Source organism: Tardiphaga sp. 619_E2_N8_4, assembly GCF_051810905.1.
GTDB lineage: Bacteria > Pseudomonadota > Alphaproteobacteria > Rhizobiales > Xanthobacteraceae > Tardiphaga > Tardiphaga robiniae.
Genome location: NZ_JBPWQJ010000001.1, coordinates 1,986,567 through 2,003,623, shown reverse-complemented (window position 1 = coordinate 2,003,623; position 17,057 = coordinate 1,986,567). Strand labels below are relative to the sequence as shown.

21 protein-coding genes and 1 pseudogene are annotated in these 17,057 nt (G+C 61.2%); 9 read left to right on the top strand and 13 right to left on the bottom strand.

What is annotated here, in order from left to right; all coding sequences use genetic code 11:
• Positions 1–28: 28 nt before the first annotated feature.
• Positions 29–2,698 carry a sensor domain-containing protein gene (locus AB8A23_RS09540; protein WP_439059853.1) on the bottom strand — a complete coding sequence of 890 codons (2,670 nt, stop codon included), beginning with the start codon at positions 2,696–2,698 and terminating at the stop codon, positions 29–31.
• Between the two features lie 190 nt (positions 2,699–2,888).
• Between AB8A23_RS09540 and AB8A23_RS09535 the strand changes: the two genes are divergently transcribed.
• Positions 2,889–3,992 (top strand): NAD(P)/FAD-dependent oxidoreductase, encoded by a 1,104-nt coding sequence (locus tag AB8A23_RS09535; RefSeq protein WP_120287130.1) that lies wholly within the window; start codon positions 2,889–2,891, stop codon positions 3,990–3,992.
• A 169-nt stretch (positions 3,993–4,161) separates the two neighbouring features.
• Here the strand turns inward: AB8A23_RS09535 and AB8A23_RS09530 are convergent, their stop codons facing one another.
• Positions 4,162–4,347: a YdcH family protein gene (locus AB8A23_RS09530; protein WP_068728781.1), complete on the bottom strand. Its 186-nt coding sequence runs from the start codon at positions 4,345–4,347 to the stop codon at positions 4,162–4,164.
• A 249-nt stretch (positions 4,348–4,596) separates the two neighbouring features.
• Here AB8A23_RS09530 and AB8A23_RS09525 point away from each other — a divergent pair, with 249 nt between their 5' ends.
• Positions 4,597–4,803: a YdcH family protein gene (locus tag AB8A23_RS09525; protein WP_068728782.1), complete on the top strand. Its 207-nt coding sequence runs from the start codon at positions 4,597–4,599 to the stop codon at positions 4,801–4,803.
• A 425-nt stretch (positions 4,804–5,228) separates the two neighbouring features.
• Entirely contained in the window at positions 5,229–5,480 is a 252-nt protein-coding gene (locus AB8A23_RS09520; protein WP_439059854.1) for a hypothetical protein, read from the top strand.
• 24 nt (positions 5,481–5,504) lie between these two features.
• Here the strand turns inward: AB8A23_RS09520 and AB8A23_RS09515 are convergent.
• A pseudogene (locus tag AB8A23_RS09515) lies at positions 5,505–6,166 on the bottom strand (GGDEF domain-containing protein).
• Between AB8A23_RS09515 and AB8A23_RS09510 the strand changes: the two are divergent.
• Genes AB8A23_RS09510 through AB8A23_RS09500 form a run of 3 tightly spaced genes read left to right on the top strand, consistent with a single transcriptional unit; the run spans position 6,093 to position 7,875 of the window.
• Positions 6,093–6,296 carry a hypothetical protein gene (locus AB8A23_RS09510; RefSeq protein ID WP_439060591.1) on the top strand — a complete coding sequence of 68 codons (204 nt, stop codon included), beginning with the start codon at positions 6,093–6,095 and terminating at the stop codon, positions 6,294–6,296. The pseudogene AB8A23_RS09515 and the gene AB8A23_RS09510 overlap by 74 nt on opposite strands.
• A complete protein-coding gene (purE, locus tag AB8A23_RS09505) occupies positions 6,293–6,781 on the top strand; it encodes a 5-(carboxyamino)imidazole ribonucleotide mutase (RefSeq protein ID WP_068728790.1) in 489 nt (162 codons plus the stop codon). Before AB8A23_RS09510 ends, purE begins: the two co-directional genes overlap by 4 nt.
• An 8-nt stretch (positions 6,782–6,789) precedes the next feature.
• A complete protein-coding gene (locus AB8A23_RS09500; protein WP_439059855.1) occupies positions 6,790–7,875 on the top strand; it encodes a 5-(carboxyamino)imidazole ribonucleotide synthase in 1,086 nt (361 codons plus the stop codon).
• A 25-nt stretch (positions 7,876–7,900) separates the two neighbouring features.
• Here the strand turns inward: AB8A23_RS09500 and aqpZ are convergent, their stop codons facing one another.
• Positions 7,901–8,623 carry an aquaporin Z gene (gene aqpZ / locus AB8A23_RS09495; protein ID WP_093757126.1) on the bottom strand — a complete coding sequence of 241 codons (723 nt, stop codon included), beginning with the start codon at positions 8,621–8,623 and terminating at the stop codon, positions 7,901–7,903.
• A gap of 283 nt (positions 8,624–8,906) precedes the next feature.
• Here aqpZ and rpsU point away from each other — a divergent pair, with 283 nt between their 5' ends.
• Together rpsU and AB8A23_RS09485 are read left to right on the top strand one after the other, a co-directional pair.
• Complete coding sequence (gene rpsU, locus AB8A23_RS09490; protein WP_089265892.1) at positions 8,907–9,209, top strand: 30S ribosomal protein S21; 303 nt, start codon at positions 8,907–8,909, stop codon at positions 9,207–9,209.
• 170 nt (positions 9,210–9,379) lie between these two features.
• Complete coding sequence (locus AB8A23_RS09485) at positions 9,380–10,039, top strand: tetratricopeptide repeat protein (RefSeq protein ID WP_439059856.1); 660 nt, start codon at positions 9,380–9,382, stop codon at positions 10,037–10,039.
• A 78-nt stretch (positions 10,040–10,117) separates the two neighbouring features.
• On the opposite strand, the gene AB8A23_RS09480 is transcribed toward AB8A23_RS09485, so the two are convergent.
• From AB8A23_RS09480 to AB8A23_RS09470, 3 genes are all read right to left on the bottom strand, one after another.
• Positions 10,118–10,954 carry a hypothetical protein gene (locus AB8A23_RS09480; RefSeq protein ID WP_439059857.1) on the bottom strand — a complete coding sequence of 279 codons (837 nt, stop codon included), beginning with the start codon at positions 10,952–10,954 and terminating at the stop codon, positions 10,118–10,120.
• A gap of 166 nt (positions 10,955–11,120) precedes the next feature.
• Positions 11,121–11,408, bottom strand: coding sequence for a cupin domain-containing protein (locus tag AB8A23_RS09475; protein WP_068730343.1), 288 nt, complete (start codon positions 11,406–11,408; stop codon positions 11,121–11,123).
• A 20-nt stretch (positions 11,409–11,428) separates the two neighbouring features.
• Positions 11,429–12,529, bottom strand: coding sequence for a calcium:proton antiporter (locus tag AB8A23_RS09470; protein WP_231079237.1), 1,101 nt, complete (start codon positions 12,527–12,529; stop codon positions 11,429–11,431).
• A 172-nt stretch (positions 12,530–12,701) separates the two neighbouring features.
• Here AB8A23_RS09470 and AB8A23_RS09465 point away from each other — a divergent pair, with 172 nt between their 5' ends.
• Positions 12,702–13,094: a VOC family protein gene (locus AB8A23_RS09465; protein ID WP_089265890.1), complete on the top strand. Its 393-nt coding sequence runs from the start codon at positions 12,702–12,704 to the stop codon at positions 13,092–13,094.
• A gap of 64 nt (positions 13,095–13,158) precedes the next feature.
• On the opposite strand, the gene AB8A23_RS09460 is transcribed toward AB8A23_RS09465, so the two are convergent.
• From AB8A23_RS09460 to AB8A23_RS09435, 6 genes are all read right to left on the bottom strand, one after another.
• Positions 13,159–14,562: an NAD(P)(+) transhydrogenase (Re/Si-specific) subunit beta gene (locus tag AB8A23_RS09460; protein WP_089265889.1), complete on the bottom strand. Its 1,404-nt coding sequence runs from the start codon at positions 14,560–14,562 to the stop codon at positions 13,159–13,161.
• Positions 14,563–14,572: 10 nt separating this feature from the next.
• Positions 14,573–14,887, bottom strand: a complete 315-nt coding sequence (locus AB8A23_RS09455; RefSeq protein ID WP_089265888.1) for a proton-translocating transhydrogenase family protein — start codon at positions 14,885–14,887, stop codon at positions 14,573–14,575.
• Positions 14,888–14,898: 11 nt separating this feature from the next.
• Complete coding sequence (locus AB8A23_RS09450) at positions 14,899–16,029, bottom strand: Re/Si-specific NAD(P)(+) transhydrogenase subunit alpha (RefSeq protein ID WP_309943144.1); 1,131 nt, start codon at positions 16,027–16,029, stop codon at positions 14,899–14,901.
• An 82-nt stretch (positions 16,030–16,111) separates the two neighbouring features.
• Entirely contained in the window at positions 16,112–16,264 is a 153-nt protein-coding gene (locus tag AB8A23_RS09445) for an aa3-type cytochrome c oxidase subunit IV (protein ID WP_089265886.1), read from the bottom strand.
• 108 nt (positions 16,265–16,372) lie between these two features.
• Positions 16,373–16,765, bottom strand: coding sequence for a type II toxin-antitoxin system death-on-curing family toxin (locus AB8A23_RS09440; RefSeq protein WP_120287135.1), 393 nt, complete (start codon positions 16,763–16,765; stop codon positions 16,373–16,375).
• The gene (locus tag AB8A23_RS09435) at positions 16,762–17,022 is read right to left on the bottom strand and encodes an AbrB/MazE/SpoVT family DNA-binding domain-containing protein (protein ID WP_120287136.1); all 261 of its coding nucleotides are present in this window, start codon (positions 17,020–17,022) and stop codon (positions 16,762–16,764) included. The genes AB8A23_RS09440 and AB8A23_RS09435 overlap by 4 nt, the downstream gene beginning before the upstream one ends.
• Positions 17,023–17,057 lie beyond the last annotated feature (35 nt).

Below are 17,057 nucleotides of genomic sequence, written 5' to 3'. Positions count from 1 at the left end.
ACATCAGCACTTCGCAACGGCCTGTCGCTCAACCGACCATGCGCGCGACGGGCGCTGCGGCGGCAATCCGTCCGACCAGCGCAGCATATTGCGCAATCGGGGCAGGACGCCCGATGAAGTAGCCTTGTACGCCGTCGCAGCCTTCGCTGGCGAGGAAGCAGAGTTGCTCGTGGGTCTCGACGCCTTCCGCAACGATCGCGACGTCGAGGCCATGGCCCAGCCCGATGACCGCGCGCACGATGGCAGCGGACTGCGGATTGAGCCCCAGATTGATCACGAAAGCGCGGTCAATCTTGATCTTGTCGAACGGGAATGCCTGCAGATAGGTCAGTGAGGAATAGCCGGAGCCGAAGTCGTCCATCGAGATGCGCACGCCGAGCGCCTTCAACCGCCGCAGCAATGCGACGCCGCGATCGAAATCCTCGATCAGCACACCCTCGGTGATTTCCAGCTCAAGGCGACCGGGCTGCAGGCCGGTTTCGAGCAGGATTGAATGCACGAGGCCGACGAGATCACCATGCATGAACTGCGCGGGCGACAGATTGACCGCGATCTGCAGCGGCACCGGCCACGAGGCAGCCTCAAGGCAGGCCTGGCGCAGGATCCACTCGCCCATCTCGACGATCAGGCCACTTTCTTCGGCCAGCGGAATGAAGTCTCCGGGCGGCACGAAACCGCGCGTCGGATGAATCCACCGCGCCAGTGCCTCGAAGCCCGTAATGTCGGCATCGACCACGGTCTGGCCGGCGCGTGCCTGGGGCTGGTAGTGCAGCGACAATTCACCATTGCGGATCGCGGCCGAGAGGTCCTGATGCAGCACGCGGCGATCGCGCAGTTGCTGGTCCATTTGCGGCTCGAAGATGCTGATCGAACCGCGCGACTGCGACTTGGCACGGAACAGCGCCGCACCGGAATTCGCCAGCAACGCGGCCGGGTCATGGCCGTCGCGCGGGAACAGCGAGATGCCCGTGGTGACGCCTGTACGCACCGATTTGCCCTCGATCGGGAATTCCTCCGCAAGGGCCGCGGAGATCCGCTCTGCGATCAACAGCCCGGCCGCGGGCTGCTCGCCGTCGATGATCACGCCGAACTCGTCACCGCCGAGCCGCGCCACAACTCCGCCGCCCACGGCTGCATCGACACGACGCGACACTTCGATCAGCAGCTTGTCACCGATGGCGTGACCGAAGACATCGTTGACCTCCTTCAGGCCGTCGAGATCGATCGACAGCACCGCGAATTCCTCGGAAGTCTCGCCGCAGGCATCGATCATCTGCGACAGGGCCTGCAAAAAGGCCGGGCGGTTCGGCAGATCGGTCAGGCCGTCGTGATAGGCCATATGCGCCATCCGCGCCTCGGTCTGGCGGCGGTCGGTGACATCTTCGTGGGTCTTGATCAGATATTGCGGCTCGCCTGCTTCGTCGAGCACGGTGACCCGCCGGGTCAGGAACAGCCGCAATCCGTCGCGCGTGCTGATCGGATGCTCTTCCGCAATCGGTGTTCGGCCCCTGATCGCGGCCTGATCCCGGCTGACGATCAGCTTCGCTTCTTCCGGGCGAAGCATTTCGGGAACGGTCAGACCGATAGCGTCTTCGCGCTTGCGACCCAAAATGACCTCTGCGCCGCGGTTGGCGAACAGATAACGACCGGTGCTGATCTGTTGCACCATCAGCGAGACAGGAATGTTGTCGAGCACGGTCTCAAGGAATTTCTTGGCGTTCTCCAGTTCCTTGGACAGCGACTTACGGTCGGTCACATCCTCGAACAGCGCAATCAGAAATGCCGGCTCATTGCGTTCGTTAAAGGCAATCACGCGATTGCTATCCAGCGTGCGGAGGTCTGAGCCAATCTCCACATTGAACTCGCTGCGACACTGACTGCGCGTTTCCACTGCCAGGGCATCGGCTTCGGCAATCGCTTTCGCAGACTGTGCGGAGAATATCTGATCCGGTCGCTTGCCGACGATCTTATCGCGCGAGAGCCGAGAGAAGGTCTCGAAAGCCCGGTTGGCGAAGATATAGCGGCCATCGTCAATGGTCTTGGCCGCGACGCAGATCGGGACGTGATCAAGGACAGATTCGAGGAATTGCTTGGTGGTCGCAAGCTCGCGCTGCAGGAAACGCTGCTCGGTGCAGTCCTCATGAATGCCAATGGCGCCGCCATTGGGAAGCCGGCTGAACTTGACGTGAACGGATTGCCCGCCGGGCATTTCGGCAATGTACTCGCCGGCGGAAACAGTCTGCTCGTAGAAGCTCTGGGTGGCCAGATCGAGCTTGCCACGCTGGCGGCGTAACTCACGCAATTCTGGACCGGTAATATCCTTGGTGATGTCGGCGCGCGTCAGGTCGTAGATCTCAAGATAGCGATCGTTGCAAAACACGACCCGCTTCTGGTCGTCGAGCATCACGATGCCTTGGCCGAGATGATTGAGGGCAGAACCGACAAACGCATTGCGACGATGCTGCTCGCGACGCACATTGCGCAGCGCCGAGGCGACCCACAGCACAATGGCGGCGAGAAATGCCAGCGCGACAAATCCACCGATGAGGATCTGCCAGATCATTTGCGGGTCGAGTTCACTGATATAATGAACCGCCGGGGATTCTGCGTGGGCTCCGGCAATGCTGCCGAGAAGGCACGCGACCGCGATGACGGACACTGCCGCCTTGCTGTCTGATCGCCCGATCTTGCCAGTCATTACACACCCGCGTATTCGCAGCGTGAGTGTTTGGTTACAGGTATGTGGATCAGGTAAATGCGTATCGTCGCACCTGCAGAATGCGGCGAAATTTGGTGGTAATTAGCTGTGATGCTTAATGTTTTACTAATGCGCCACATGCGTAAGGTCGAACCGCAGCTGACCGGCGCAGCAAACTATCGGACGCGACATGGACAAGGTTGAATGCGTGGTGGTGGGCGCCGGCGTCGTGGGTCTTGCGATCGCCCGGCGACTGGCGGAAGCGGGACGCGAGGTCATCGTGCTGGAGGCCGCGGACGCGATTGGTACCGTGACCTCGTCGCGCAATAGCGAGGTCATCCATGCCGGCATCTATTATCCGGCCGGAAGCCTGATGGCACGGCTCTGCGTCGCTGGAAAACAGGCGCTCTATGATTATTGCCGCGATCGCGGCATCCCACATCGCAACTCCGGGAAACTGATCGTCGCCACACGTCCGGAGGAGATCGCCAAACTGGCGTCGATCAAAGCGCATGCCGAAGCCAATGGCGTCGCTGACCTCAAGCAATTATCCGGGACAGAGGCACGGGCGCTGGAGCCGGCACTGGCTTGCGAAGCCGCGCTGTTGTCCCCCTCCACGGGGATCGTCGACAGCCACAGCTACATGTTGTCGCTGCGCGGTGAAGCGGAAGCCGCCGGCGCGGCCTTCGCATTCCTCGCGCCGCTGGAACGTGGCCGAGTCACCGCCGACGGTTTCGAGCTGGATGTCGGCGGCGAAGCTCCGATGACACTAGCCTGCGACATGCTGATCAATTCAGCAGGCCTGTCCGCAACCGCGATCGCTCGCATGCTCGACGGCATGCCGCTCGACCTCATACCGCCCGCTTATCTGGCGAAAGGCTGTTATTTCAGCTGCAATGCGAAAGCACCGTTCTCGCGGCTGATCTATCCCGTGCCGGAACCGGGCGGTCTCGGCGTGCATCTGACGCTCGATCTGGCCGGTCAGGCGCGTTTTGGACCTGACGTCGAGTGGGTGGATCATATCGACTACACGGTCGATCCGGCACGCGGAGAGAGGTTCTATCCGGCCATCAGGCGTTACTGGCCGAGTTTGCCGGACGGCGCGTTGATGCCAAGCTATTCCGGAATGCGGCCGAAGATCGTGCCGCCCGCAGTCGCGGTGCAGGATTTCATGATCCAGGGTGCCCAGACCCATGGCGTGCCGGGCCTTATCAACCTGTTCGGCATCGAGTCACCGGGGCTGACATCATCGCTGGCCATAGCGGACTACGTGGCTGAGATGGCGGGACATTGAACGCGAAAGGTTGCAGGCGAAGCGATCCAGGCCAACCGAATAACTGGAGCTTCGTCGCAAACCTATCGCGGGATGAGGGGAAGACGTCATCGCACCTACGCGAAAGCAGTGACGTAGACGGCGATGTCGATGCTGTGATTTATCGTTCGCTGATCAGTGCAGCCGTTGATCAGTGCACCGTTTCGCTGGCCCCGTTTTTGAGACGCTGGATTTCGTCCCTGACCATCAGTTTTCGACGCTTGAGTTCGACGATGCGGAGATCGTCGGTAGACAGGTGCACGAGCGCTTCGTGCAATTCGCTTTCGAGAACTTTGTGCTTGCGTTCCAGTTCGACGAGATGCGCCTGTAGTGCCATTCGAAAACTCCTCGGTAGGATTGAACCTCAGGATACGTTCGGTTGGACGATGAATTCTACATGACAGTGGACATCTGTCGATGGGTATTGAAAAGTGTATTTTGAGTTTCGGGTATCGTCTGAAACGAATCGTGACCTGATTGCGCCGCAAAAACCTGGAACCGGACGGCTTGCGTGGTGCGCCTGCACCGGCGATAGTCACTCTAGAAATCTCTCGCAAATGACTTGCGAATCCAGTCAGCTAGAAACATGAACGACGACGAAGATCGCGAACTCCCGTTAGAACTCGCCCGATTGCAGCAGGAACATCGCGACCTCGACGCCGCTATCGATGCCTTACAGCATTCGCCGGCACCCGATCTTTTGCGACTGCAACGGTTGAAGAAGAGGAAGCTTCAACTGAAAGACCGGATCTCCTTTATCGAAGACCAGATCACCCCGGATATTATTGCCTGAGACAACGCGTCGCGCTGTGGCTGTGGGTTAAAGAACGGCCAAGGCTGCGAACTCAACGCGCGATGATCGATGGATCGGCTTTCTTTAACTCGCGGCGAATGCTGCAGGCTGGGCGTTGAACTCGCCCGTCGTCAAAACCTTGCTTCGCGACGGCCGCCGCTCTTTTCGCGCGGCATCGTAGGCATGACAGCCAGACTTAATTCTGGCCAGCATCGCATTGTGGCGCGGTGAAAACTGCTGGGCGCCGCGAATTGATCGCCATGGCGCTCGCGCTGCCCGACGTGACGCTCGCACTGCGCAAGCGAGCCATTGCGGCCTAACAGGAGCGGAATGGGGCGACTGCAAACGAGGCGCTGTCGAAACTTGACAACAAGAACAAAATAAGAACATTCTTGCGCCGAGATCAATCGACTCGTGAGGGCACCATGGCCGATATCACCTATTATGTCGCGCTGCCCTTCCTGCAAGACGACTCTGGTTCGCCGGCCGCCGGTGCCGCCGAGGAATGTCAGAGCGCATCCGGCGCCATCCGCCGCGCCGAACTATTGTCCCGTGCGCCAGGTTCAATCGGCGCATTGGCCTTCAGCCGTACCGGCGATCCGATGATCGGCGAGTTCGGCGACGCCCAGGTGATCCGCGCCTTTGGCGAAGTGCCAAGCGACCTCAGCGCGTTGTAAGGCGCCAACGCCGGCGATGGCTAACTACACTTTCGCGCGTCGCGCGGTCTTGCGCACGTACATCGCCCTGTCGGCCTGAACCAACGCGGCTTCGCCATCGACATCGGGACCCAGCAGTGCGACGCCTGCAGAGGCGCCAGCCGACACGTTGATGTCGCGGAAGACGAAAGTGAGCTGGTCGATTGCGGCTTCCAAAACCTGCGCCTTGGCGCGCGCGTCGACTTCGCTGACATTCCACAGCAACAGCACGAACTCATCACCACCCAGCCGCCCGATCACGTCGGATGCGCGGACATGCCGCCGGAGCACGCCAACCACTGCCTTGAGCACGATGTCGCCGGCCGCGTGACCGAAGGCGTCGTTGATTGGCTTGAGGCGGTCGACATCGAGCACAATCAGTGCACCCGTCGCGCTATAGCGGGCGATGAAGGCCACGGCGCGGGTCAGCTCGCGGGCAAAGCCACGGCGGTTGAGAATGTCGAGCAGGAGTCGGTTCCGCCGAAGCTCGCAATTCGGCAATCTTCGCCTCGGCCTGTGTGAGTTGCGCTTCCAGCCGCCCGAATCGTCAGCGCGGCCGCCGGCGCGCGGCTTTTCGGCAGCGACACCAACGCCTTGGAACCGCGCAACGCCGGCTTCATGGAACGTTTGACCGACTTTGCAGCAGGCGTTCGGGTTTTCTTTTGCATGGGATTTGTTACAAGGCTTGCCAGTCTTCACCAAGACGAGATCATGTTTGCCACGCTCCTTGCCACGCAAGGGGACGACATTGTATTTCCAGCCTATCTTTCTGGATTCGCGAAAGAAAATACGGAATGACCGCGCCCGTCGCCATTATTATGGGAAGCCAGTCGGACTGGGAAACCATGCGCCACGCCGCCGAAACGCTGACAGCGCTCGGCGTATCCCATGAGGCTCGCATCGTCTCGGCCCACCGCACGCCGGACCGGCTGGTCGCATTCGCCAAGGGCGCCAAGGCAGCGGGCTTCCAGATCATCATCGCCGGTGCCGGCGGCGCTGCGCATTTGCCCGGCATGGCCGCGGCGCTGACGGAACTCCCGGTATTCGGCGTGCCCGTGGAATCTAAGGCGCTGTCCGGCGTCGACTCGCTTTATTCGATCGTACAGATGCCGGGCGGCGTGCCCGTCGGCACGCTGGCCATCGGCAAACCCGGCGCGATCAATGCGGCACTGCTCGCGGCGAGCGTGCTGGCGCTGCACGACACGGCACTGGCAACAAAGCTCGCCGCCTGGCGCAAGGCGCAGACCGATGCCGTGGCTGAAAAGCCGGAAGGTGCGGCGTGAGCGCTGTGGTGACGAAGGTTCTCAAGCCGGGCGATACGATCGGCATTCTCGGTGGCGGCCAGCTCGGTCGCATGTTGGCGATGTCCGCAGCACGCCTCGGCCTCCGCTGTCAGGTTTTTTCACCGGATCCGGATTCGCCGGCTTTCGATGTCGTGCAGAACGCGACATGCGCTGAATATGCGGATGTCGAGGCGCTCGAACTGTTCGCCAGTGATTGCGACGTCATCACCTACGAATTCGAGAACGTGCCGGCCGCCACCGCGATGATCCTCGACGCGCGGCGCCCGGTTCTGCCCGCACAGACAATCCTGCAGACCACGCAGGATCGTCTGGCCGAGAAGGATTTTGTAACGTCACTGGGTATCGGCACAGCCGGTTACGCAGGCGTTGCGAACGCTGGCGAGCTCCATGCAGCGGTCAAGAAGATCGGTCTGCCAGCTGTCATCAAGACGCGTCGCTTCGGTTATGACGGCAAGGGCCAGGCAATCATCCGCGAGGGTGACGATCTCGATCAGGTCTGGAAGGATCTCGGCACCAATTCCGCGATCCTTGAAGCCTTCGTGCCGTTCGAACGCGAGGTTTCGGTCATCGCTGCACGCGGCGCCGACGGCCATGTCGAATGTTTCGACGTCACCGAAAACGAGCATCGCGATCACATCCTGAAATTCTCCTATGCCCCCGCACGCATCTCCGACACGCTTGCCGCAAAGGCGCGTGAGATCGCCGAGAAGATCGGCACTGCGCTGGGTTATGTCGGCGTCTTTGCCGTCGAACTGTTTGTCGTGCCCGGTAAGGACAGCGCGACGCTTGTCGTGAACGAAATTGCGCCGCGCGTGCATAATTCCGGCCACTGGACGCTCGATGGCGCCTCGGTGTCGCAATTTGAACAGCACATCCGCGCCATCGCCGGCTGGCCGCTCGCCAAACCCGTCCGCCACGGCCAGGTCACCATGATCAACCTGATCGGCGACGACATTCTCGACTACGGCAAGTGGCTTACCGTCCCCGGCGCTACCGTGCATCTCTATGGCAAGGGCGCGCCGAAGCCCGGCCGCAAGATGGGCCACGTGGTTGAGGTGAAGCCGGCGACGTAACGGCGCCGGCTTCACCTCCTCATCGTCAGGCGGTCGCCTTGCCTTCCACCACGCCAGTGGGCTCGTCACTCAACCAGCGATAGATCGCGCCGCCGAGAACACCGCCAACCAGCGGTGCCACCCAGAACAGCCACAACTGTTGCAGTGCCCAGCCGCCGACAAACAATGCCGGCCCGGTGCTGCGCGCCGGATTCACCGACGTGTTGGTGACTGGAATGCTGACGAGGTGGATCATCACCAGCGCAAGCCCGATTGCCAGCGGCGCGAAGCCCGCAGGGGCCTTGCCGTGCGTGGAGCCCATGATGATGAACAGGAACATCATGGTCATCACCACTTCCATGATGAAGCCCGCGACCATGCTGTATTTGCCGGGCGAATGATCGCCGTAGCCGTTCGACGCAAAGCCCTTGGCAAGGTCGAAACCGGCAGCGCCGCTGGCGATGACATACAACACGGCCGCACCTGCAACCGCACCGACGACCTGCGCAATCACATAAGGGAGAATCTGGCCGGCGGGGAAACGTCCACCCGCCGCAAGGCCCACGGTGACCGCAGGATTGAGATGGCAGCCCGAAACGTGGCCGATGGCATAGGCCATGGTCACGACGCTGAGGCCGAAGGCCAGCGAGACGCCGACGAGACCGATACCGACCTGCGGAAATGCTGCCGCGATTACGGCACTGCCGCAGCCTGCAAATGTGAGCCAAAAGGTGCCGATCAGCTCGGCCGCGTATTTTTTCCCATTCATGATGCTCTCCGGTCGTAATCGGCGTCCCGGCTGAGTCGCCACGGGAATTATGCGTCCGTGCTCCAATACCTGTCGAGACAGCGAACCTGCCCTATCCCCACCCGGGAAAATTCGGAAAAAATAGGTTATTTTCCCAGCCCAGAAGGTTAAAATGACGGCGCCGCAAGGTGGACATTCGCCATTTCATCTGGTACATCGGCGCCCTTGAGGTTAAGGGCATGGCCTTTGTCGGCCCTTCACTTTACCGAAATTCAAATCCGATCAATTGAAAAGAGGATGCCGCGTGCAGGTTCTCGTTCGCGATAATAACGTCGATCAGGCTCTCAAGGCGCTGAAGAAGAAGATGCAGCGTGAGGGTATTTTCCGCGAGATGAAGCTCCGCGGTCACTACGAGAAGCCCTCTGAGAAGAAGGCTCGCGAGAAGGCTGAGGCTGTGCGTCGCGCACGCAAGCTGGCTCGCAAGAAGCTGCAGCGCGAAGGCCTGCTGCCGATGAAGCCGAAGCCGGTGTTCGGCGCGGGTCCTGGCGCCGATCGTGGCGGCCGTCCCGGCGCTGGCGGCGCGGGCGCTCCGCGTCCGGCGCGCTAAGCGGACTTCATCCACCGAGTTTGATAACGCGGGCCAAAGCCCGCGTTATTTTTTTGCGCAGTTGCTTTTTGCGCGAACTACTTCTTTGGCGCGCTGGTCTTGATCGGGTGCATTTTGCTCGATGTCGCGCTACCAATAGGTCATTGGTCGCTGCGTGAGATTGGCCCTGCATGGAATGTCCCGTCCGCGAGTCCCCGTCCCGCTTCGGCGCCCGCGGCCTTACCGCGATTGCCCTTATCGTTACGGGTCTGTGCGGCACCGGATGCTCGTTCAACCTGTCGTCACTAACACCAGGGTCTGACAAGGACGAACCGAAGACCACGGCTCTGGCGCCCCCGCCGCCCGCGAATTCCGGCAAGACCAATCCGCAGGATGCACAGATCCACGCTGCACGCGCGCAGGCGCTCGCACAATCCGGCAAACCCGATGACGCGCTGCTGGCCTTCAATCAGGCACTCGACCTAGATCCGCACAGTGCGCAGACCTTCTACCAACGCGGGCTGCTCTATCAGTCCGAGAAGAAATATGAATTTGCCATCGCGGATTTTACGTCGGCCAACGGCCTGACGCCGCAGCAGGCCGATCCCCTGCTCGGCCGCGCGCAATGCTATCTCGCCCTCGGCAAAAACCAGGAAGCCGCAGCGGATCTCGACGAGGCTTCGCAGGTGGCACCGGGCAATGCCCAGGTCTGGCTGACCCGCGGCGCGACCTATGAGAAGCTTGGCGACAGGGCCAAGGCCGCAGACTCCTACAGCCGCGCTGTCGCGCTGCGCCCGAAGGACGATGCAGCGCGGAGCGGCCTCGCCCGCACGGGTGGACGCGCGGGCTAGGCTGGCAGGGGTCAGGCTGATAGCAATACGCGTCGCCCTGCATGCGTGAGAGCAACGCTCGGACGATCCACGCTTCCCTTACCGCTCGAACGGGCGCGGGATCACCGAATTGAACACCGACTTTGCCGCAGACAGCACGTCTTCGGCCACGTTGGTGCGCTCAGATCGCGGTGTGCCAGCAGCATCCGCCTGCATATCCATCGGCTGCGGCGTCGGGATGTCACCGGGCGGACGAATGCGACGTACTTCGGGGCGTTCGGCCTGCGAGGGCATGGGATCGAGCTTCTCGACGCTTGGCGTCGCCACCACGATTGGCGGCGGCAGCTGCTGCATCGACGGAGGGGAAACAGTCCGTGCGGCTTCCTGCACCCGAGGCGCCTCCGGTGCACGCGGAGTCTCAGGCGCACGGGCAGCTTCCTGGGGTCGCGGCTCGCTGCGGTTCAGGCGCTCGATGGCAGCACGGGCGAGATCGTTGGCGTCGCGGCGTTCATCCGCGCTGGCATTCGCCGCTGGCGCAGTGCCCACGGTGGCAAGGACCGGCCCAGGCGCGGCCGGAGCCGGCGCGGGTTTGGCCGCTGCCTTCTCGCGCAATGCCGGCTGATGGCGACGCGGCTCGGGTGTCGTGGCCGCCTCGGGCTTTTCGATGCTGGCCTTCTCGACCACTGGCTTATCGCCGGCCTTGGCCGGGGCCGATTCGGGCAGATTGGCGAGGTCGGCAGAATTCTCGGCGGGCTTGGCTGTCGCTGCCTTGGTGTCAGGCTTCGGCTCCGCAGACGTCGATGCGACAGCCGCAGCGGGGCGATCCGGGCTCGCCTTCGGGATGATGTAGTGATTGACGATATAGGCACCCACGATCGTCGCCAGAATCGACGGCAAGATATCGATGGTGAACTTCGAGAGATACTTGTGCAGCATGAACCGGCCTCTTCCCCAAGCTGCTTCATGCTAGGAATTTGAGGCTGATTCAGGGATCAATCGCGACGGATCGAAGGCAAAGTTCCAATCCGTCGCATTGAATTGTTTCAGGTCGTCCTCAGCAGGCTAAGCACGATGAACCGGCAGCCGCTGGAGGCAGACAAGGTTAAGCTTTCTTAACCTCGACCTCGAGAAACACGATTTCCTTGTCGGTTTCATTCAGAACGTCATGCTCGACGCCTGCTTTGCGGAAATAGGATTTGCCGGTCGTGATCGGCGCCTGCGAACGGGTGCCGTCCGGCGCAACGATGGTCATCACGCTCGTGGTGATCGGAACGATCACATAGTCCATCCCATGGGTGTGGTGACCAGTCGCCGCGCCAGGCGCGAGTCGCCATTCGGTGACGCGAACTTCGGGCGTGTCCTGCTGAACGTCGGACTGGGCAGCGAGCATCGTCTCATTCTCCAAAGTGGTCACGGCACAAACACCATGAAGATGAATACCGCAAACACTACCAAGTGAACCAGCCCGAACAGGATGTTTGTGCGTCCGGTGCCAAAGGTCAGCATGCTCAGCACGAAGGTCATCACCAGCAGCACCATCTTCTGCGCACTGAGACCGAGCACCAGTTCCTTGTTTAACGCATAGGCTGCCACCGCAACCGCAGGTATCGTCAGTCCGATAGTGGCGAGCGATGAACCGAGTGCGAGGTTGATGCTCTTCTGCAGATCGTTGCCACGCGCGGCAGAAATGGCGGCGACGCTTTCCGGCAGCAGGATCAGCAGCGCCACGAGAATACCGGCAAAGGCTTCCGGCGCGCCGATCCGTTCAATGCCGGCATCCACCACCAGCGAGAATTTCTTCGCCAGCAGCACCACCGCCAGCAACGAGACCAGCAGCAAAACGGCGCTGACGGCCAGAAGACGGTTGGAAACATGCCCGCCTGCGGCACCTTCGCTACTTCCGTCTGCAACGAAGTAATCCTGATGTCGGATGGTCTGTGTGTAGAGAAACACCGCATAGAGCATGATGGTGGCAACGCTGACGAAGGCGAGCTGTGCGTTCGAATAGAAAGGTCCCGGAGTGGTCAGGGTGTAGTTCGGCAGGATCAGTGTGATCGTCGCCATCACAATCAGTACGCTGAGATAAATATTCGACCCCGTGACCTGAAAATCCTGCTCTCGGTAACGCAACCCTCCGACGAGGATGCAGATGCCAACCAACCCGTTGCAAACGATCATCACCACCGCGAAGACAGTATCGCGCGCCAGCGTCGGGACGGCCTTGTCACCCAGCATGATGGAGGCGATCAGCGCCACCTCGATGATAGTCACGGCCAGTGTCAGCAACAGCGTGCCGAACGGTTCGCCGATCTTGTGTGCGATGACTTCGGCATGATGCACGGCGGCGAACACCGTGCCGAACAGGATGACCAGCAGAACGACCGCGAACACAATGCCAGCAGTCGTCTCCGTGAATCCGATCCCGAGCGAAGGAATCGACGTCGCGACAAAAAGCAGAACGGCCAACGTGGGGAAAATCCAGGACGATCTGGGCATGGGATGTGCTGACATCAAGCAAGTGTCCTGATTGAAAACGGGTTCGGCAGCAAGCGACACGCCGCTATTGCAGACCCATAAAACCGATTGCGCGGCGGGATCATGCCGTCTCGCCAAACTGCATATGATGCGTATAGTTGCGTATCACCTGAAGGTGAGTTTGCAAGAAAGTGGGAGAGGAAGCGAGATGTTTTCACATGTCATGATCGGCACCAACGACCTCGAAGCCGCGAAGTCGTTTTATGACAAGCTGCTCGGCACGCTGGGCGTCCCGCCCGGCGCCGTCGATCGCCACCGGGTTTTCTGGCGGACCAAGACCGGTACTTTCTCGGTGTCGAAGCCGATCAATGGCGAGCCTGCTTGCGCTGCCAATGGCGGCACCATCGGCTTTCTCGCCAAATCGCAGGAAGAAGCCGATGCCTGGCACGCCGCCGGCATCGCCAATGGCGCCACCACCTGCGAAGAACCGCCGGGCATCCGCGAAGGCGGCGTGAAGCTTTATCTGGCCTATCTGCGCGACCCCGACGGCAACAAGCTGTGCGCGCTGTATCGCTTGCCAAAGGAAGACGCTGCGAGCTGACCTTTCAAACAAAAAACGCCCGGCTTGTAGCCGGGCGTTTTGATGAAGGTCATCAGGGTGGGACTTACATCGCCTTCACGATGTTCTCCGTCACCTTCTTCGCGTCGCCGAGCAGCATCATGGTGTTGTCGCGATAGAACAGCGGGTTATCGATGCCGGCATAGCCGGACGCCAGCGAGCGCTTGATGAACATCACGGTGCCGGCCTTCCACACCTGCAGCACCGGCATGCCGTAGATCGGCGAAGTCTTGTCGTCTTCCGCCGCCGGATTGGTGACGTCGTTGGCGCCGATCACGAAGGCGATGTCAGCCTGCGCGAATTCCGAATTGATGTCCTCGAGTTCGAACACCTCATCATAAGGCACGTTGGCTTCCGCCAGCAGCACGTTCATGTGGCCGGGCATACGGCCTGCCACCGGATGAATGGCGTATTTCACCTCGACGCCTTCCTTCTTCAGCGTGTCGGCCATCTCTCTCAAAGCATGCTGCGCCTGCGCCACCGCCATGCCGTAGCCGGGCACGATGATGACCTTCTGCGCATTCTTCATGATGAAGGCCGCGTCGTCCGCCGAGCCGAGCTTGGCCGGCTTCTGTTCGCCCGAGCCACCACCGGCCGCCGCGGTCTCGCCGCCGAAGCCGCCGAGGATGACCGAGATGAAGGAACGGTTCATCGCGTGGCACATGATGTAGGACAGGATCGCGCCGGACGAGCCGACCAGCGCACCGGTGATGATCAGCGCGGAATTGCCCAGCGTGAAGCCAATGCCCGCGGCTGCCCAGCCGGAATAGGAGTTCAGCATCGAGATCACGACCGGCATGTCGGCGCCGCCGATCGGGATGATCAGCAGCGCGCCGAGCACCAGCGCGATGACGGTGATGAGCCAGAAGTCGACGGCACTGCCCGAACGGACCAGACCGAAGATGAAGAACACTAGCGCCAGGGCAAGCGCGATATTGATGATGTGACGCGCCGGCAGGATGATCGGCGAGCCGCTCATGCGGCCGGAGAGCTTGGCGAACGCGATCACCGAGCCGGTGAAGGTCAGCGCGCCGATGGCGACGCCGAGCGACATTTCGACGAGGCTGGCGCCGACGATCTTCTTGGTTACCGGATCGAGAATGCCGAAGGCTTCCGGCGCATAGAACGCGCCCGCGGCAACCAGCACAGCGGCCATGCCGACCAGCGAGTGGAAGGCCGCGACCAGTTCGGGCATCGAGGTCATCGGCACGCGCTTGGCGATGACCGCGCCGATGCCGCCACCGATGGCGATACCGAGGATCACCAGGACCCAGCCGAGCCCATCGGCCGGCGGATGCGCGGCCAGCGTGGTGCCCACGGCGATGACCATGCCGGCCATACCGAGGAAATTGCCCTGGCGGCTGGACGCCGGGCTGGACAGCCCGCGCAGCGACAGGATGAAGAGGATGCCCGCGACGAGATAGAGCAGTGCGGCGAGATTGGCGTTCATCGGGCTGCCCTTACTTCTTTTTCTTCTGGTACATCGCAAGCATGCGCTGCGTGACCAGGAAGCCGCCGAAAATATTGACGCATGCAAAGATCAGCGCGACGAAGCCGAAGCCGCGCGCCAAGGCGCCGCCACTGCCGACCATATTGACGCCGACCGCGAGCAGTGCGCCGACCACGATCACCGAGGAGATCGCGTTGGTCACCGACATCAGCGGCGTATGCAGCGCGGGCGTCACCGACCACACCACGAAATAGCCGACGAACACGGCGAGCACGAAGATCGAGAGCTGAAAGACGAACGGGCTGACCAGCGAGGCATGATCCATGGCAGCGCTCCTTAAGCGGTCTTCGGCTGAAAGTTCGGATGAATGACGGCGCCGTCCTTGGTCAAAGCCGTTGCCTTGACCAGTTCGTCGTCCCAGTTCACCGCGAGCGCCTTGGTCTCTTTGTTGACCAACGTTTCGATGAACGAGAACAGATTGCGCGCATAGAGGCTCGACGCCGAGGCGGCGACGCGGCCGGCGACATTGGTATAACCAACGATCTTGATGCCGTTGACGTCAGCGACTTCGCCGGGCTTGGCACCTTCGACATTGCCGCCGCGTTCGACGGCGAGATCGACCAGCACCGAACCGGGCTTCATGGACGCCACCATCTCGGCGGTGACCAGACGCGGCGCAGGCCGGCCCGGGATCAGAGCGGTGGTGATGATGATGTCCTGCTTCTTGATATGCTCGGCAGTGAGCGCGGCCTGCTTGGCCTGATATTCCTTGGACATTTCCTTGGCGTAGCCGCCGGCGGTCTGTGCGTTCTTGAATTCGTCGTCTTCCACCGCAAGGAATTTCGCGCCGAGGCTCTCGACCTGCTCTTTGGTGGCCGGGCGCACGTCTGTCGCGGTGACCACCGCGCCCAAGCGGCGCGCGGTCGCGATCGCCTGCAGGCCGGCAACGCCGACGCCCATCACGAACACCTTGGCGGCCGGAATGGTGCCGGCGGCTGTCATCATCATCGGGAAAGCGCGGCCGAAGTTTTCGGCGGCCTCGATGACAGCGCGGTAGCCGGCGAGATTGGCCTGGCTCGACAGCACGTCCATCACCTGCGCACGGGTGATGCGCGGCATCAGCTCCATCGCGAAGGCCGACACGCCGGCATCGGCCATTGCCTTCAGTGCGGCGTCGTTGCCATAGGGGTCCATGATCGCGATCACCAGCGCACCGCGCTTGTAACCGGCGAGTTCGGACACCTCGGGACGCTTCACCTTGATGACGATGTCGGCATCCTTCACCGCATCGGCGCTGATGGTGGCGCCAACGGCCGTGTATTCCGAATCCGGCAGGCCGGACTTGATGCCGGCGCCAGGCTCAATCGCCACATCGACGCCGAGCGCCTTGAACTTCTTCACCGTGTCGGGCGAGATCGCCACGCGCGGTTCGGACGGATCGATTTCCTTGGCAACGGCGATCTTCATGGGGCCTCCGGCGGCGCAAGGCACGCGCGTGAGCAAATAGGACAGGACGCCACCCGTGTCGGGCGGCGCAATCGGCGATAGATCAGGTGAGGAAGATGCCCATCAGGGCCACGATGGCGATGACGCCGATGGTGCCCCACTTCACCAGCATGAGAAAGCCCTCATAGGTCTGCTCATGCGCCGGATAGTCGTTGCCATCGGCCGTGGTGTAAGCGACTTCGCTGTGATCGGACATCAGGGTCTCCCGCCTCGTATTTCGTATGTTGCCACGGAATTAGCGCAATTGGATATGGAGAGCAACGGTTGCTGGCATACCACGGCAATCTTTACATACCGCAGTGCGTCAGGCCGGCCAATTGTCCCGAATCCAGCGCGTGAGCGATTGCTCGCTGACTTCGCCGGCAGCAAGGGCAAGGATGATCTCTGTAGCTTCGCCGGGATCTGGGGCGAACGAGATATCATTCATGCGCAAGAACACCATCATCGCATGAAAGGCGATGCGTTTGTTGCCATCAACGAACGCATGATTTTTGGCGAGACCGTATCCATAAGCTGCAGCAAGCGCCGCCATATCAGTCTCGCCGTAATGCCATTGATTGATCGGCCGTAGCACTGCCGACTCAAGGAGGCCGTGGTCCCGAACACCTTCGGGACCACCAAACATAGCAAGCTGTTCCGCGTGCATGTCGATTACTTCATCGACATCAAGCCACAATGGCTCGAATGTCGCGTTCATTTGGCCAGCGCGGCGAATGTATCCCTGTATTCGTGCATCACCTTGCGGGCGATTTCCATCGTCCGCGCATGCTTCGGATTGAAGGGAGACAGCCGCAAGCTTCCGTCTGGCTGTTCAACCGGATAGAATTTGTCGCCCTCCTTCAAATTGAGGCGCGCGAGCAATTCCTTCGGCAAAATCACTCCCACCGAATTACCAATTTTACGAATTTGAAGCGCCGTTGCCTCGAATTCGGGATTCCGGGCAGCTCCATTCATAGGTCCAACTCCCTGTTGTACGGAATGTATAACAG